General features: G+C 70.1%; 25 protein-coding genes. 6 read left to right on the plus strand and 19 right to left on the minus strand.

Annotated features, from left to right (window positions below):
* Positions 1-348 precede the first annotated feature (348 nt).
* Both VHR41_10545 and VHR41_10550 read left to right on the plus strand, forming a co-directional pair.
* Positions 349-879, plus strand: a complete 531-nt coding sequence (locus VHR41_10545; protein ID HEX3234625.1) for a hypothetical protein — start codon at positions 349-351, stop codon at positions 877-879.
* Complete coding sequence (locus VHR41_10550) at positions 876-1,343, plus strand: type II secretion system protein (GenBank protein ID HEX3234626.1); 468 nt, start codon at positions 876-878, stop codon at positions 1,341-1,343. Before VHR41_10545 ends, VHR41_10550 begins: the two co-directional genes overlap by 4 nt.
* Positions 1,344-1,345: 2 nt before the next feature.
* On the opposite strand, the gene VHR41_10555 is transcribed toward VHR41_10550, so the two are convergent.
* From VHR41_10555 to VHR41_10600, 10 genes are all read right to left on the minus strand, one after another.
* Complete coding sequence (locus VHR41_10555; GenBank protein ID HEX3234627.1) at positions 1,346-2,152, minus strand: PPK2 family polyphosphate kinase; 807 nt, start codon at positions 2,150-2,152, stop codon at positions 1,346-1,348.
* A gap of 6 nt (positions 2,153-2,158) precedes the next feature.
* A complete protein-coding gene (glgX, locus tag VHR41_10560) occupies positions 2,159-4,180 on the minus strand; it encodes a glycogen debranching protein GlgX (protein ID HEX3234628.1) in 2,022 nt (673 codons plus the stop codon).
* A gap of 4 nt (positions 4,181-4,184) precedes the next feature.
* A complete protein-coding gene (locus VHR41_10565) occupies positions 4,185-4,583 on the minus strand; it encodes a hypothetical protein (GenBank protein ID HEX3234629.1) in 399 nt (132 codons plus the stop codon).
* A gap of 14 nt (positions 4,584-4,597) precedes the next feature.
* Complete coding sequence (locus VHR41_10570) at positions 4,598-4,804, minus strand: hypothetical protein (GenBank protein ID HEX3234630.1); 207 nt, start codon at positions 4,802-4,804, stop codon at positions 4,598-4,600.
* A 67-nt stretch (positions 4,805-4,871) separates the two neighbouring features.
* The gene (locus tag VHR41_10575; GenBank protein HEX3234631.1) at positions 4,872-5,141 is read right to left on the minus strand and encodes a hypothetical protein; all 270 of its coding nucleotides are present in this window, start codon (positions 5,139-5,141) and stop codon (positions 4,872-4,874) included.
* 11 nt (positions 5,142-5,152) lie between these two features.
* The gene (locus tag VHR41_10580; GenBank protein HEX3234632.1) at positions 5,153-5,839 is read right to left on the minus strand and encodes a hypothetical protein; all 687 of its coding nucleotides are present in this window, start codon (positions 5,837-5,839) and stop codon (positions 5,153-5,155) included.
* A gap of 9 nt (positions 5,840-5,848) precedes the next feature.
* Positions 5,849-6,355 (minus strand): DinB family protein, encoded by a 507-nt coding sequence (locus VHR41_10585; GenBank protein ID HEX3234633.1) that lies wholly within the window; start codon positions 6,353-6,355, stop codon positions 5,849-5,851.
* Between the two features lie 21 nt (positions 6,356-6,376).
* Positions 6,377-6,895: a GNAT family N-acetyltransferase gene (locus VHR41_10590; GenBank protein HEX3234634.1), complete on the minus strand. Its 519-nt coding sequence runs from the start codon at positions 6,893-6,895 to the stop codon at positions 6,377-6,379.
* Positions 6,892-7,218: a hypothetical protein gene (locus VHR41_10595; protein ID HEX3234635.1), complete on the minus strand. Its 327-nt coding sequence runs from the start codon at positions 7,216-7,218 to the stop codon at positions 6,892-6,894. The genes VHR41_10590 and VHR41_10595 overlap by 4 nt, the downstream gene beginning before the upstream one ends.
* A gap of 67 nt (positions 7,219-7,285) precedes the next feature.
* A complete protein-coding gene (locus VHR41_10600; protein HEX3234636.1) occupies positions 7,286-7,825 on the minus strand; it encodes a DinB family protein in 540 nt (179 codons plus the stop codon).
* A gap of 285 nt (positions 7,826-8,110) precedes the next feature.
* On the opposite strand from VHR41_10600, the gene VHR41_10605 reads away from it, so the two are divergent.
* The gene (locus VHR41_10605) at positions 8,111-8,323 is read left to right on the plus strand and encodes a cold shock domain-containing protein (protein ID HEX3234637.1); all 213 of its coding nucleotides are present in this window, start codon (positions 8,111-8,113) and stop codon (positions 8,321-8,323) included.
* Between the two features lie 47 nt (positions 8,324-8,370).
* Here the strand turns inward: VHR41_10605 and VHR41_10610 are convergent, their stop codons facing one another.
* The 5 genes from VHR41_10610 to VHR41_10630 all read right to left on the minus strand — a co-directional run bounded on the left by VHR41_10610 (position 8,371) and on the right by VHR41_10630 (position 11,398).
* On the minus strand, positions 8,371-8,682 hold the full coding sequence (locus VHR41_10610) for a hypothetical protein (GenBank protein ID HEX3234638.1): 312 nt from the start codon (positions 8,680-8,682) through the stop codon (positions 8,371-8,373).
* Positions 8,679-9,488 (minus strand): class I SAM-dependent methyltransferase, encoded by an 810-nt coding sequence (locus tag VHR41_10615; protein ID HEX3234639.1) that lies wholly within the window; start codon positions 9,486-9,488, stop codon positions 8,679-8,681. Before VHR41_10615 ends, VHR41_10610 begins: the two co-directional genes overlap by 4 nt.
* 3 nt (positions 9,489-9,491) lie before the next feature.
* On the minus strand, positions 9,492-9,986 hold the full coding sequence (locus tag VHR41_10620) for a hypothetical protein (GenBank protein ID HEX3234640.1): 495 nt from the start codon (positions 9,984-9,986) through the stop codon (positions 9,492-9,494).
* Complete coding sequence (locus tag VHR41_10625; GenBank protein ID HEX3234641.1) at positions 9,983-11,101, minus strand: serine hydrolase domain-containing protein; 1,119 nt, start codon at positions 11,099-11,101, stop codon at positions 9,983-9,985. Before VHR41_10625 ends, VHR41_10620 begins: the two co-directional genes overlap by 4 nt.
* Before the next feature lie 93 nt (positions 11,102-11,194).
* Positions 11,195-11,398, minus strand: coding sequence for a hypothetical protein (locus VHR41_10630; protein ID HEX3234642.1), 204 nt, complete (start codon positions 11,396-11,398; stop codon positions 11,195-11,197).
* Positions 11,399-11,717: 319 nt separating this feature from the next.
* Here VHR41_10630 and VHR41_10635 point away from each other — a divergent pair, with 319 nt between their 5' ends.
* Positions 11,718-11,954 (plus strand): DUF3072 domain-containing protein, encoded by a 237-nt coding sequence (locus VHR41_10635; GenBank protein ID HEX3234643.1) that lies wholly within the window; start codon positions 11,718-11,720, stop codon positions 11,952-11,954.
* 7 nt (positions 11,955-11,961) lie between these two features.
* On the opposite strand, the gene VHR41_10640 is transcribed toward VHR41_10635, so the two are convergent.
* The 3 genes from VHR41_10640 to VHR41_10650 all read right to left on the minus strand — a co-directional run bounded on the left by VHR41_10640 (position 11,962) and on the right by VHR41_10650 (position 13,234).
* Positions 11,962-12,381 carry a hypothetical protein gene (locus VHR41_10640; GenBank protein ID HEX3234644.1) on the minus strand — a complete coding sequence of 140 codons (420 nt, stop codon included), beginning with the start codon at positions 12,379-12,381 and terminating at the stop codon, positions 11,962-11,964.
* A gap of 38 nt (positions 12,382-12,419) precedes the next feature.
* Positions 12,420-12,719, minus strand: a complete 300-nt coding sequence (locus VHR41_10645; protein HEX3234645.1) for a hypothetical protein — start codon at positions 12,717-12,719, stop codon at positions 12,420-12,422.
* 107 nt (positions 12,720-12,826) lie between these two features.
* On the minus strand, positions 12,827-13,234 hold the full coding sequence (locus VHR41_10650; protein ID HEX3234646.1) for a hypothetical protein: 408 nt from the start codon (positions 13,232-13,234) through the stop codon (positions 12,827-12,829).
* Positions 13,235-13,443: 209 nt separating this feature from the next.
* Here VHR41_10650 and VHR41_10655 point away from each other — a divergent pair, with 209 nt between their 5' ends.
* Positions 13,444-13,881 carry a hypothetical protein gene (locus tag VHR41_10655; protein HEX3234647.1) on the plus strand — a complete coding sequence of 146 codons (438 nt, stop codon included), beginning with the start codon at positions 13,444-13,446 and terminating at the stop codon, positions 13,879-13,881.
* Between the two features lie 151 nt (positions 13,882-14,032).
* Complete coding sequence (locus VHR41_10660; protein HEX3234648.1) at positions 14,033-14,194, plus strand: hypothetical protein; 162 nt, start codon at positions 14,033-14,035, stop codon at positions 14,192-14,194.
* Here VHR41_10660 and VHR41_10665 read toward each other — a convergent pair.
* Positions 14,191-14,673, minus strand: coding sequence for a hypothetical protein (locus VHR41_10665; GenBank protein ID HEX3234649.1), 483 nt, complete (start codon positions 14,671-14,673; stop codon positions 14,191-14,193). The genes VHR41_10660 and VHR41_10665 overlap by 4 nt on opposite strands.
* Positions 14,674-14,738: the final 65 nt, after the last annotated feature.

Consider the following 14,738-nt stretch of genomic DNA (forward strand, 5'->3'; position numbering starts at 1 on the left):
AGGTGCCGTTCGCGCGAGTGAGACAGGTCATGCGGCCACCGCGATGAGGACGGCCCGCATTGTACCGTGCCCGGGTCCGATTCTCAACGCCGCTGCACTGCACGACCGTGCCCGCAAAAGTCGCCGAATTTGCGAGAGCCCGAGCGCATCCGCCCGCGCCTCGCCGGCGGCCCGGCCATGCTGTCCCGCACCGGCGGCGCGCGTTTCAACGGCCGGACCGGCAACTACTTGTCGCGGGGGCCGGCGCGCGGCCCGCGCGCCCGAGCCCCTTCACTGGCGTGCTTCTTGCCCCCACGCGGGCGATCCGTGCCCCATGCCGCGGTCCACCGCCGGAGCGCCCACGAGCCGATGAGTCCAGAGACCAAACCGGTGCCCGCCGCGCCCCCCGCCCCCGCCGCCCAGAAGCAGGCGCTGCTGGAGGCATTCGACACCGTTCTCAAGGCGCAGGCTGATCAGCGGGACGCGGAGCGCGCGGCCGCGGAAGCGCGTCGCCGGGGACGCGGCGCCTCGCGGCTGATCATGGTCCTCTGCACCACCATCGTGGTCTTCACGTCGGTCTACCTGTACGTGGAGCGGCCGGACTGGGTGTTCCCGGCGCCCGCGCCCCCGGAATCGCTCGCGGTGCGCGAGGCGAGTCTCCGGATCATGGTAGCCAACGCGGCCCAGCACGTCGAGCAGTATCACCAGCGGACCGGCCAGTGGCCCCAGACGCTGGAGCAGGCCGGCGCTCGCGGCGCGGGCGTGCGCTACGAGCGCGTCGGCACCGGATACCGCCTGCACGGCGAGAGCGGCGAGGTGCGGCTCCGGTTCGATTCCACCGAGCCGCTCCCGCGGTTCATCGGCAACAGCTTCGAAGTCATCGCCCGGAGATCACGATGAGGCGCCGCCGAGCCGGCTTCACCATCGTCGAGCTCCTGACGGTAATGATCGTGATCGGCATCCTCGCCGGGATGGCGCTGCTCAAGTACATCGACCTCCGGCATCGTGCACGCACGGCGGAAGCCATCGCGGACCTCGAGGCGATCCGCCTCGCCGCCTACGGCGCCTGGTACGAACACGGGACATGGCCGGGGGAAGTCGGGCCGGGCATCGTGCCGCCCGCCCTGGTGGAATACCTGCCGGGGAACTTCAGCTTCGCCAAGCCCGAATACACGCTCGACTGGGAGAACCTGCTCCCGCCCGCCGGGGCGCCGCCGAACGGCGGGACACTGAGCGTCGTCGTGACCGCCTCGGATCCGCGGTTGCAGAGCGCCCTGGCGCGGATGCTGGGCAACAAGGGACCGTACGTCGACGTGAACGGCACCCTGGTCTTCTTCATCGTGGACGCGACCGGCAGGAGCTGACCTCAGCCCAGCTCCCGGCGGAATGCCTCGAGCCCCTCCGGCGCCGCCGGATATCTGGGATCCATCCGCTCCAGCGTCTGCGTCACCACCTCCGCGATCAACAGGTCGCGGAGGTATTTCTTGTCCGCCGGCACGACGTACCACGGCGCAGCCCGGGTGCTCGTCCGGGCCAGCGCCTCTTCATACGCCTCGGTGTAGTCGTCCCACAGCTTCCGCTCGCCCAGATCGCCCGCCGAAAATTTCCAGAATTTGTCCGGCTGCTCGAGGCGGGCCAGCAGCCGCTCGCGCTGCTCGTCGCGGGAGATGTGCAGGAAGAACTTGAGCACCGTCGTGCCGGTCTGCGTCAGCAGGTGCTCGAATTGGTTGATCAGCTCGTAGCGCGGACGCCAGACCGCTTCGGGCACGAGCCGATGTACCCGCACCACGAGCACGTCCTCGTAATGCGAGCGGTTGAAGACACCCACGACGCCCTTGGTGGGGACCGCCCCGTGCACCCGCCAGAGGAAGTCGTGCGCCAGCTCGATCGCGGTCGGCGCCTTGAACGAGGCGAGCTCGAGCCCCTGCGGATTGATCCGGCCGAACACCTTGCGAATGGCGCCATCCTTCCCGCTCGTATCCCTCCCCTGGAGGACGACGAGAAGCGCACGCGTCCGCTCGGCGTAGAGCGCGTCCTGCAGCTCCTCCATGCGGCGCCCCAGGCGCTGGAGCTGGATCCGCGCCTCATCCTTGGCGGGAGCGCCGGGGGGCGGAGCGGCGGCGGCGTCGGTGAGAGTGACCGTGGTGCCGGGAGCGACGGGCTGGAGATCCATGGGCGCCTACCGAAGCTGGAGGAGCACCAACGAGTGGGGGGCGAGCGTCAGCCCGGCGCTGGCGGGCCGCGATCCGTCGTGGGCCGTATCCAGCACGACGGTCCACGGCCCGGCCGGCTCCGCCGGCAGCACGACCGGGCGGGAGCGGCCGCCGCCGTTCAGCAGCAGCAGCGCCGGCCGCTCGCCGTCGAGCAGCAGACCCAGGAAATGGCCGCCGGAAGCGTCCGGTGCATCGGACGTCAGCGGCCCGCCGTCGGGGCCGAGCCAGAGCACGCCGGGCCCGAGCGGCGGGAGCTCGCGTCGAAGGGCAAACACGGCGCGCACGAAGCCGAGGAGTGACTGCCCGTCGGGAGTCGGGCTCCAGTCCACCCAGGTGAGCGGCCCATCCTGACAGTAGGCGTTGTTGTTGCCCCGCTGCGTCCGGCCCAGCTCGTCGCCATGCGAGAGCATCGGCACACCCCGGGACAAGGCCAGGGTCGCCAGCATGCTGCGGGTGACGCGTTCCCGGACCCGTGCGACCTGGGTCGTGGTCGCGGGACCCTCCACCCCCCAGTTCCGGCTCAGGTTGTGATCGCTCCCGTCCCGATTCCCTTCCCCGTTGGCCTCGTTGTGCTTCTGCTCGTAGCTCACGAGATCGTGGAGGGTGAAGCCGTCGTGGCAGGTCACGAAGTTGACGCTCGCGAGCGGCCCCCGCCCCGGTCCGGCGAACAGATCGCTGCTGCCGGTCAGACGGGAGGCGAGCTCGCCGGCGACGCCGGGATCGCCGCGCCAGAAACGGCGCACACTGTCCCGAAACTGCCCGTTCCACTCGGCCCAGCCCGCGGGGAACCTCCCCGCCTGATAGCCATCCGGCCCCAGGTCCCAGGGTTCCGCGATCAGCTTCAGTCGGGAGAGCACCGGATCGGCGCGTATACGGGCGAAAAAGGGCGCGGCCGGATCGAACTCCGGATCGCCTCTTCCCAGGACCGGCGCGAGGTCGAACCGGAAGCCATCGACCCGCATCTCCTCGGCCCAGTAGCGAAGGCTGTCGAGCACGAGATCGAGGACCGGCCCCTGCCGCGTGTCGAGCGTATTGCCGCAGCCGGTGAAGTCCTCGTAGCGCGCCGGATCGGCCGGGTCGAGCCGGTAATACGTGGCGTTGTCGATGCCGCGGAAACTGAGCGTCGGACCGAGACACCCTCCTTCCGCCGTGTGGTTGTACACCACGTCGAGCAGGACCTCGAGACCCGCCGCATGCAGCCGGCGGACCATGGTCTTGAACTCCGCGACCTGCTGCCCGAGCCCGCCGCGCGCGAAGCGCACGTCCGGGGCAAAATAGGCGATCGGGCTGTACCCCCAGTAATTCACCAGGCCGAGTGCGGCCAGCCGGGCCTCGCTCGCCTCCTGATGGACGGGAAGCAGCTCCACCGCGGTGACGCCGAGCGAGCGCAGGTGCCGGATCACGGGCTCGCTCGAGAGGCCGAGGTAAGTGCCGCGGAGCTCCTTCGGCACCTCGGGGTGGAGCATCGTCATGCCCTTGACGTGGCATTCGTAGATCAGCGTCCGATCCCACGGGGTGGCCGGCGGCCGATCGTCACCCCAATTGAACGCGGCGGCGATGACCACGCACTTGGGCATGGCGCCGGCACTGTCCCGCCGATCGGCCGAGCGGTCCGGGATGGCGCCGGGCGGACCATCGGGATGGCTCGCCAGCGAGGGATTCCACCCGACCGACCCGCTCAGCGCACGGGCGTACGGATCGAGCAGCAGCTTGGCCGGATTGAAGCGATGTCCCCGCTCAGGGGCGTAAGGACCGTGCACGCGGTACCCGTAGAGCTGGCCATGACCGATACCCGCGACGGCAATGTGCCAGACGCCCTCCGGGCCGCGGGTGAGCGGAATCCGCTCGGCCTCGAGGGCGTCGGATGGCTGGTGGAAGAGACACAGATCGACGGCGGTGGCGTGCGCGGAGAAGAGCGCGAAGTTGGTCCCGTCGCCGGTCCGGCTTGCGCCGAGCGGGGACGGCCGGCCGGGCCCGAGGCGTGGCACGGGCTCAGAACGCGCCGGCGCTGGGCCACGGCGGCGGGAGCGCGGCACACCAGGCCACCTCGACCTCCAGCCGAGCGATTTCCTCGCGCGCCTCGGCCAGGCATTCCTGCAGGTCCCGCCCGCCCGCGCTCGAGTCCAGCGCCGCCACCACCTCGCGCAGCCCGGCCAGCTCGTAGCTCAGCAACTGTCGGTACCGCTCGGCGGCGTCGCGCCGGTGCGGCGCGAGGCGGCGGAGATCCGCCTTCCGGTCGAGCGTGTGCTCGATCGAATGGCGGGCGGCGTAGTCCTCCGCGGCAATCCGGGGGCGACGGCGCTCCACTGCCGGTGTGAGGAACGGCAGCCCTCGGCGGTGCTGCCTCCCGAGTCTGTCGAGCGCCTCCGCAAGGTGGCGGAGGAGACTCACGACCGGCGCGCCGGTCAGTTCCTACCCCGCCAGGCCGCCCGCAGGTAGAGCCCCGCAGCCAGGAGCATGAAGCCGGCGATGATCGACCCCGGCCCACCGGTGTACTCGAAGGTGAACGGCAGCGGGCCGGCCTGGCCGTGCGGCGGATGCAGCAGGGTCAGCACCCCCAGCACGATCCCGGCGACACCGATCAGGGCCAGCAGTGCGAACAGGTTCCGCATCGGATTCCTCAGCGAGAGGGAGAAAGGCGCATCACGCCATGGATGAAACCGCGGTCGGGGCGGCGGGTCAATCGCCGGGCCCGGCGGCGTACTCGCCGAGAAACTGCACGGCGGCGTGAGGTCCGCTGTCCGACGTGGCGGCGACCTGGAGCGCGCGGATCAGGAGCGGCGACAGCGCTGCGGCCTGCGCCTCGTCGATGGCCCCCACGCCCGGCGTGCGCCGGGCGAGCTGCTGGAGGATCTCCGCCAGCTTGTACGCGAGGTGCTCGGCGGTGACGCTGTTCCACATCGCCATGAACTCGCGGGTGTTCTCCGGTGCCCTCAGCTCGTCCGGCATCGTGCCTCCTGTCAGGTGGGGGGCTGCGCATTCCCGAGCTCCGCCGGCCGGGCGCGGAGCCGGCGCCGGAGGCCCGCGGCCAGCAGGGCCAGCCCGAGCAACTGGATCAGGTGAAACAGACCGTTGTGATCGAACTGCCACACCAGCCGCACCGGGTCGATCGGCGCGGCCTGGACCGCGCCCGCGATGAGGCTCAACGCGAGCGCGGCGCCCACTGTGCCGGCACCGGGCCGGCGGCCTGTCGCGGCGAGGCCCAGATAGATGACCAGCGAGAACAGCAGCGCCGCCGCCTCGTACCCGACGAACACGAGAAAATCACCCCCCGCGACACGGGTGGCCCCCCAGAAGACGAGCGCGAGGGCGAGCATCGGCCCGAGCGCGCGCCGCGCGATCCAGGCGCCCCACCGTTCAGCCACCGCGCCGACCACGAAGAGCGACATCGTGACTCCGAGCAGGAGATAGAGCGGCTGCCACAGGAGCTCGCGGAGACCGCCGGACACGGCGAGCCCGTGGGTAATGGCACCGAGCACCGACGCCGCGGCCAGGGATGCGAGGGCACCCTGCCACACCCAACGGGCGAACGAGGGTGGCGTCTGCTGACTGATCAGCAGAATTGCGGCCGCCGCCGCCAGCGCGAGGAGCGCATCCGTGGCGGCCGTGGTACGCTCGACGGCCGTGCCCACCAGCTCCACCCTCATGACCGCGTCCTAGGAGCGGCCGAGCAGCGCGCGCTCCTGCCAGAGGCGCTTGAGCGACTGAATCTGGCCCGTGTGGTAGATGTCATGCGCCGCGACCCCGAGCACCAGCTCTCCATAAGTCCACCGCCGCCCCCCGGCCGGCCGCTCGGAAAGTCGCCGCTCGGGCAGCGCGCGCACCACCTCGACCAACTGCTCGTGCTCGGCCTTGAGCAGCGCCACGTCGCGGCTCCAGGCGCGGTCGTCCACCGGCTCGGGCAGCGCCGGGAAGTTGGCGGGAGTCCGGGGAAAGCGCGGCCCCGCACCACCCTCGAGACGGCGGCGCACCCGATAGTTCCAGTACGCGATGTGCAGCGTGAGCTCCCAGATGGATTTCCGACGCGGTGTCGGACGCCAGGCGGCCTCGTCCGCGGAGACACCGCGTAGCGCGCCCAGCGGAGTGGGACCGCCGTGCCAGTGCCGCCGCTCGCCCCGCGGCTGCAGGTTCCAGAGCAGCAGCTCCATGCCGACCGTCGCCATATCTGCTCCACGAGAGCGGGTTCAGGGGAGCGGCCGCTCGAGCACGAGATCCCGCTGACGATCCCGGCCGAGCGTGAAGACCTGGGTTCCCGCGTCACGGAAGCCGCACTTCCGGTAGAAGGCGATGGCGCGCTCGTTCCGCTCCCAGACACCGAGCCAGAGCGTGCGCGCACCTTCCGCCGCCGCTGCCGCCCGGGCGGCGGCCATCAGGTGCTGCGCCACGCCTCGTCCGTGCCACGGGCGCTCCACGTAGAAGCGAGTGACCTCCATCGGCGCCGCGCCCGCGACGCTCGCCGGCGCTTCGCCGCTCGCGAGCTGCACATAGCCGGCCGCCCGGCCGTCCTCCTCGGCCACCAGCGTCAGCTTTCGGGCGTCACGCAACTCCCCCGCCTGCCGATCCACGCCGAAGTGGGCCGCCACGTAGCTCTCCATGTCTTCCGCGGTGTTGTGCGCGGCGTAGGTCTCACGAAAAGTGCGCTCGGCGAGCTCGGCCAGCCATGCGGCATCGGAGGGCACCGCCCGGTGGATGGTCAGGCTCAACCCTGCGGCTCCTCGAGCACTCGATAGACCACCCAGTGCTGCGATCCGGGCACGATCAGCGGCGCGAGCGCATCCGAATGGCGGCGGAACTGCAGGCCCGACATTCCCGCCAGCGCCGCCTCGAAATCCGCGAGCGAATCGAACTCGTACTCGTCCACGATGTGCGACGCCGAGGGCCCGAGCAGGCCGCAGAGGAGGCGCGCGCCGCGCGCCCGGCGGAACTCCGAGCTGGCGAACTTTTCAGTCCCCCAGGCGCGCATCACGGCCAGCGCGTCGCCTTGCCGGCCGTATTGCACGTCGAGATGCCACTGGCAGACGATCATCGGATTGTCTCCGGATGCGTCAATACTACGGCGGCGAGCCCCGGGACCGCCAGCGAACGCGGAACGCTCACCCGGACACCGGCCAGAGGCCATAGCGCGCCCCCAGCACGTCGAGATGGTGCCGCTCGTGGCCCGCGATGATCCAGCCGAGCGCGCGTACGCTCACGGGCTTGCCGCTGGCGATGCCGCGCCGGAGCCAGGCCTCGGCGGGAAGCAGGCGGAACAGCGAGATGGAGGCCCGCCGCACGACGGCCCACCCCTCCACCAGGTCCGCGAGCGGCTGCGCGTCCGCCCCCGACTGCGGTACGTAGGCGTTCTCGTCGAAGCCCGGAAGCGGCGTCGCATCGCCGCGCGCGATCCTGAGAGCGCGGTAGGCCATGATGCGCTCGGTGTCGGCCAGATGGAGCACTACATCCTTCACGCTCCATTTCTCCGGCGCGTAGCGAAACCCGCCACGGGCCTCTGGCACCGCGCGGAGCCGCGCTGAGGTGGTATCGAGCTGTTCGGCCAGGAGCTGATGCAGATCCGCGCCGAGCGGCACGCGCGCGACGTAGTCGGCATAGGCGGCCGAGTACTCGCCGGGACCGGGTGGATCTGGACGTGTCATGGGGCGGGCTTTCTCCGGACGCACCGGGAGACAGGGTTGCGCGTACATGGGGCGGTTACTATTTTGCACGCTTAAGGGGAGTGCAGTAGCCTAGGCCAGGGACGTTACAGGGGGCCGGCGGAAACTCGCGCCGGCCCCTTTTGTATGGGCTGCTCGAAGGGATCGCATCCCGTGGGATGCACCTCGGCAGCTGCCTCGCGTGAGGGCTTGGTTCACGCACATCGCGTAGTCGGGTTGGTGCGGCATGGCCGGACTCCGATTACAACACACCAAGGAGTAGGAACAATGCGCACCACCGGCACGGTCAAGTGGTTCAACGACGCCAAGGGCTTCGGCTTCATCACGCCCGAAGGCGGCCAGAAGGACTGCTTCGTCCATCACTCGGCGATTCAGGGTCAGGGCTTCAAGAGCCTCGCCGAGGGTGAGCGGGTCGAGTTCGATGTCGTTCAGGGCCAGAAGGGCCCGGCGGCGGAGAACGTCGTCAAGCTCGGGCGCTAAGACCGCGCACTCGCGGCCCCGCCGCGGACATCACGGCCCCGGCCCCCTCAGGGGGACCGGGGCTTCGTCATGTTCCGGCGGCGGTACGGACCACAGGGCGGGTCGCCGGGCCGCTGGACGCCGTGCAACGTGGGTCGGATGGAGTCCACCACCGCGGTATCGGCCGCCGTCCTGGCGGAGGCGTAGCGCTCCCGGCACTCGCCAACCACTTCCGCGAGGTCGTCTCGCATCGTGTGCACCCGGCGGGTGCGCGCGATGATCACCGGCAGCAGCGCCACGATGACGGCGCCAACCAGCAGCATGACGATCAGCGCGCGCGAGCCGGGGCCGCTCCGGCCAGGCGGCGGATTCGCGGTCATGGCGCGCCCGCGGGACTGAGCGGTCGGGCGGACCTGCCCAGACGAAGTGTCAGCGGCCACCGCACCTGGCGACGCACGTCCAGGGCCTGCCCCCAGAGCGGGGCGAGCTCGGCGCCCAACGGCTCGACCGGATCGTAGCCCTCCGACAGCACGAACCCCGCGGTGGCCGACCAGGTGCGGATGTACGCCAGCAACTCCCCCAGGGTCCACTCGTGCACCATCTCGAACGCCTGGGCGACGAGCTCGTCAAACGGGAACGGAAGTGTGCGGTACCCGGTCTCGACCAGCCGCCGCTCGGGAGACCAGTACGGCCCTACGCGCTCATGGTAGAAGCTCGCCAGCAGGCGGTCCATGCGCTCCTCCCCCACGCGCTGCAGCCCGTAGCACCAGACGGCGAGAACACCGCCGGGCACGAGAGTGCGCGTGGCTTCCTCATAGAAGGCCGCGACGTCGAACCAGTGGAGCGCCTGCGCGGCGGTCACCAGGTCCATCGAGCCTGACAGGATCCCGCTCGCCTCGGCCGCGGCCACACGATAAGTCACGTGCCGATGTGCGCTCGCCTCCGCCAACTGTTCGGCGCTCGCGTCGGTCGCCGTCACGTCGTTGAAGAACTCCGCCAGCCCCAGCGCCGCCTGCCCGCTCCCCGTCCCCGAGTCCCAGGCACGACGGCGCGCGGGCGCGACGCTCGCCAGGTACGCGAACAGCGCCCGCGGGTACGAGGGGCGGGCCGCCGCGTACGCCGGCGCGAGGGTCGAAAAATGATCGGCAAAGGGCTGCGGCAGCGCCGGCTCCTTCCGAAGCTCCAGGTCCTACCCCGCCGGGTCGCTTTCCCGGTCCACGCGATCCATCATGTCAGCGACGTCCTGGGCCGTGAGCCCAACGTCCTGCAGCATCTCTTCCGTGCTGGGCCGGCTGAAGTCCTCGCGCCGCGCCTCGAAGATGAGCTCGTAGGCGTGGGGTCCGTCGAGGGGCTGCTGCTGGCGAAGTGCCCAGCCGCTCTCGTCCAGGAACAGGTGCATGGCGTGCCCGAGCGACTCGAAGGAGTTCTCGCTCCACCGGTGCAGGGCCGGATGCCAGAAGCGCGAGAGCAGCACCGTGCCCTGCGGCACCTGGTCGGCGGCCGTGGCGGCGCGGGTGGTGACCACGACGAGATGCGGCCGACCCGGTCGCCCGGCGGAACGGGCCGACGGATCGGTGGCCGGCTGCGGCTCGAGCACCGCCTCCTGCGTCTCGAACGGCAGGCGCTCACCCGGACGGGGTAGATCCCGGTCATCGCGAGAAGCGCGTCCTCCCGGCCCACTCACGGTGCGACGAGCTCCACCGCACGCCCGGTGAGCGCATCCCAGCCTGCTGCCGAGCGCTCCGGATGGGCCTCGTCGGTGGTATTCAGCACTCCGATGACCGCGGTCGTGGAGCGGGGATCCAGGTACACAAACGAGCGGAACCCCGATTGCTCACCCGTATGCCCGACGATGGTCGTGCCGCCACGGGGGTACAGGTAGAACGACAGCCCGAAGGCATCGCCCCCGGTGCCGCCTGCCGCGAGCGGCACGACGGGGCGCCACATCTCCTCGAGGGTCGCGTGGGCCAGGACGCCATCGTAGCGGCGCGCCACGGCAGTGTCGCCGCCGTCGGCATGGGTGAGAAAGGCGACCCAGGCGACCAGATCGGCGATGGGGGCGTTCCATCCGCTGTTGGGAATCGTGACCCCCGGATCGAACTCCCGCGGATTTGCGTCCACCCGGTCATGGCCGGCGCTGTCGGAATGTACGGTGTAGCTGGGCGCGCGAACCTCGGCGAGCTCATAGGGCGACACGCCGACGAAGCTGCGCGTCATGCCGAGAGGCGTCCAGATGTTCTTCTGGATGTAGACCGCCCAGAGGTCACCAGTTACCCGCTCGACTACCTGGGCGAGATAGATGAAGGCCGGATTGCTGTAGCCGAAGCGCGTGCCCGGGGCGAACTCAAGCTCCTGGTAGGGCATCATGGCGACGAGCTGTTCCCACCGCGTGGGCTCGAAGGGCTCCCATGGCCGGCCCTGGCCGTACGGCCACGTCGGGTTCTGGAAGCCGGCCGAGTGTGACAGGAGCATGCGCAGCGTCACCTCGTCCATCGAGCCGTACGCGTCGTGCACCTGCCGGAGCTCGGGCACATACCGGGTGATGGGATCGTCGAGCGTGAGGCGCCCCCGATCCCGGAGCTGCATGATGGCGACGGCCGTGAGCGTCTTGGTGATCGAGGCCCAGTGATAGACCGCGCGCTCGTCCGGCGGGCGGTGCTGCTCGCGGTCGCCGAACCCGTAGTGATGGCGAGCGAGGATGCGGCCGTGCCCCACCATTACGGCGCTCGCGCCGACGACAGCATCGGCGCGGGCATAGGCATCGAGCGCGGCGGTGAACGCGGGCCAGCGAGCCGGCACGGGCGGCGCCCCCCGGCTCGCCTGCGCTGTCCCGGAACCGGTGGCCAGCGGCGCGAGGATGAGCAGCGCGATGCCCGCGCGCAGGGGAACGGCCTACGCCCGGTAGGCGTCCACCGACACGTTCAGATCCTGGCGCAGCTCCGCGTCGCCGCTCAGCAGCGTCGCCCACGTGATCTCCTGTCCCTTGCGGGCGCCCTTCGGCGTGATCTTCACGCCCTCGGGGGACATGGTGACCGTGTAGAGCTTCCCGTCCAGGTCCAGCTCGCGCTTGATGGTTTTGTCCAGTTTGGTAGCCATTCGCTCCTCGGAGACCAGGGGATTCCGCCGCCGCTGCGACGAGGGGAGGGACGCCGCGGGCGCCCTCCGCCACAAATTAGGCTGTCGGAGGCGCGCAAGGAACCGTTACAGTGGACGCTCACATCTGAGCCGACGGTTACTGCGCCTGTGGGACTCGACCGGCGCCTCTGAGTGACGGGATCCTGCGCCGCGCTGGCCAGCATGTCCAACTGTGACGCAAGTCACTTCAGTGGCTGCGATTGCTCTCTACTATCTCTACTCGTTTCGATCATGTTCGGCTTTTCTTTGGACCAGGTACGACAGGCAACGGGAGGAGCATATGAGCCACGCGGGCAAGCCACCCAGGACAACCGATCAGCGCTCGAATGCCGTCAAGGATCCCAGCGAATGGAGCACGGGCGACGAGCCGATGACGGCAGCGCAGGCCTCCTACCTCCACACGCTGGCAACCGAAGCGGGGGAGGCGGTGGACGGGGAGCTGACGAAGGCGGAGGCTTCCGAAAAGATCGACGAGCTGCAGGAGAAGACGGGGCGCGGGAAGGGCGAGCAGCGCTAGCCTCCGTTCATGGGCGGCGCTGCTGCTGGAGCAGCCTGACCAGCATCCCACCGAGGTTGGCGCCGGCGAACGCGGTGCCGAGCAGCACGAACCACCGGGCCGCGGCCCTCAGGATGTTGACCTCGCGCACGTCCACGATGACGAGGAGCACCTTGGCGCTGAGGAGCGTGGCCGCCATCGAGAAGAGAAGGAGCTGGACCAGCAGCAGGGGCCGGTAACCCATGCCCTTGTACAGCCAGTAGAGCGCGAGCGCGACCAGGAGCCACGCGAGCAGCCCGATGCGTGTGCTCCGGCCCAGGGGCAGCTCGTGAATCAGCGGTACCACGAGGAGGCCGAGGACCAGGAGCATGAGCAGCAGGCGAAGCGACGCCCGGCGGAGCTCGCCCGGCGTCGCTTCCTCGGCGGTGGGCGGCACCTGCGTGCCCATCAGCCGCCCTTCCTCACGCGAGAAGTCATGGACGCCGCCTACTCGTAGTTGGTGAACGGCGGGGTCTCCAGCACCTCCCCGGACCGCTGATCGCGAATTCGATGCACCAGGGTGACCTGGTCCTCGCCCTCGCGGCGGACTCGGGACTCGAGCAGCTCGTACCGGGCCGCATCGCCGTAACCGTCGTCATTCAGCCGCTCAGCCTCTCGACGGCAGACATCGCCCGGGGTGGGACGGCTAGCGGGGTACGCATCCTCGTGGTGCGCGACGAGTGCGCGCCAATCGTCATCACCGGCTCGCTCGACGGCGGCCCGGACGTCTTCTCTGGTCAATGGCATGATGGCCTCCGCACAGCACTGGCCGAGTTGGATTCACAAGATAGCTCAGACTAACTCCGTAAGCATGTACCCGATATAAGCTTGCCCGGAACAGCTCGAGTCTTAAATCAGGTCTCTCCTGGCGGCTGGCTTCTGGACCGGACCAACGGGACTTTCACGTGCAATGGCTCATTCCGGACCTCGATCAACCGCGAACGCGGGTCGTATCGGCCCACCACGACGTCGTACCCACCTGGCGCCAGCGGCCCCACCGTGGCCTGGTACACGATCGTCCGGTATCGTATGTCGCGGGGCAGCGGAGCGTCCAGCGGCCACCCGGGCAGCGAATCATATAGCGTGAGCCGGATCGTGCCGGGATCGCTCACGTCCACATCGCCGTAGATACCGCCCCCTTCCACCTGGCGCGTGGTCCCGCGGACCATGACCAGCGCGCCCTCCACACTCGCGACCGGCGATCCGGCGTGATCCGGGCCCGGCTCACCAAGCACGCGGACCCGCGCCTCGGGCACAGGCATCGGCGACGCCCCGTGCGCGCATGCACCGGCCATGAGGGCCAGCAGGGGCACCGCTCGCGACACCTTCACCATCGGCGCGGTGCCGCGTCCGCAGGCTCGCAGGCCCGGGCAGGCGCCTCGCAAGATGAGAGAGCGAGTGCGAACCCGCGGACATTCCCGGCGGCGGAGGTGTTGGAGGGCAACGGCTTAGCCCCTGACCCACGCGCGGCATGCCCGTTGCCCCTCGGGCGCGCGTGTCTCTCCGGATCCTGCTGTCCACCGCCGCCCTCGTTGTCCTCGCCGCCTGCGGATTCGATCCCGGCGATGACTCGCCCATGACGCCGCCGTCCGTCTACCGTGAGTGGTGGGCGAAAACGGAGGCGTGCTCCGGGCTTCGCGGCGACTTCGATCGGGTCAAGTGGAGCGTCGTCCCGGGACACAGCTTCCCCTGTGCGAGCGGTCGGTGCGCGGGTCACTGGGAGCCGCGGCATGAGGTGTTCATCGCCGAGCAGTGGCTGATGAACGAGATGGTAGTGCGGCACGAGATGCTGCACGACCTGCTGGACCGCGCCGGCCACCCCGATCCGCCGTTCGGCAACCCTTGCCCGCTCACCTGGGCTACCTGGCAGGGCGACCTCGTCGCCACCACGTCCAGTCCCGCATTCTAGCGCTCGGATGTGATGCGCGTCCTACGCGCGCTCCATGCTTCCCGGCCCATGTTGCGGCTCGTCGGGGAAAGCACCCCGGCCCCTTCGAGCGAGGTCTGCCATGTGGGACCCGGGCCCCAGCACCCCTTCCGAACCGCTGCCGGAATCAGGCATGGGGGGCGCCTCCGATGCCGGCGCGCACGGCCGCCATCCGGCATCTCACCCCGACGCACCGCCACGCGCCGACGACACCATCGGCGACGCGGCCATCGAGCGCCGGCGCCATCATGACGCATCCTACCAGGGCCCCGAGCGCCGGCGAGGCCAGCGCTAGGGCGTAGTGTTCCGGGAGATCGGGGCGCTGGCGGACCGAAGCTCGGTATGCCGAATCTGCCCACCCACAAGCGCGGCCCACGCGAAGAGACCGAAGGACACCACCAGCGCGGCGCACACCACACCCGACAGGATGGGGCTCGGCGCCGGCGCCCGTCGTCCCAGCCAGAGTGTGAGCACGGCCAGCGCTCCGGTCACGAGCACGGCAATGAAGCCGACTTCCGCCCGCTCTTCGTGCTCGTGCGCGAGATCACGGTCCATGTCGGGGACGAGCTCGCGCAGGCGGTGCTCCGCGGGCTCTCCGGTCAGGTAGACCGGAATCGTCAGGAGCGCCACGAGCACGGCGGCCACGAGACCCAGGCGAGCCACCTCCGCCGACCGGCGAACGAGGCCCCAGCCGAGCAGCAGTGCCGCCGCGCTGGTACCGAGCAGCGGCATATGATTCAGCATCAGATGCACGTGCAGCGGACTGAGATCCATCGAGCCTCCCCAAGGTATTCTTCCAACGATACACCAGTCTGGGGCGCGTTGCGGCGGCGTCAGCG

The organism is Gemmatimonadales bacterium (assembly GCA_036265815.1).
Classification (GTDB): domain Bacteria; phylum Gemmatimonadota; class Gemmatimonadetes; order Gemmatimonadales; family GWC2-71-9; genus CAVVWJ01.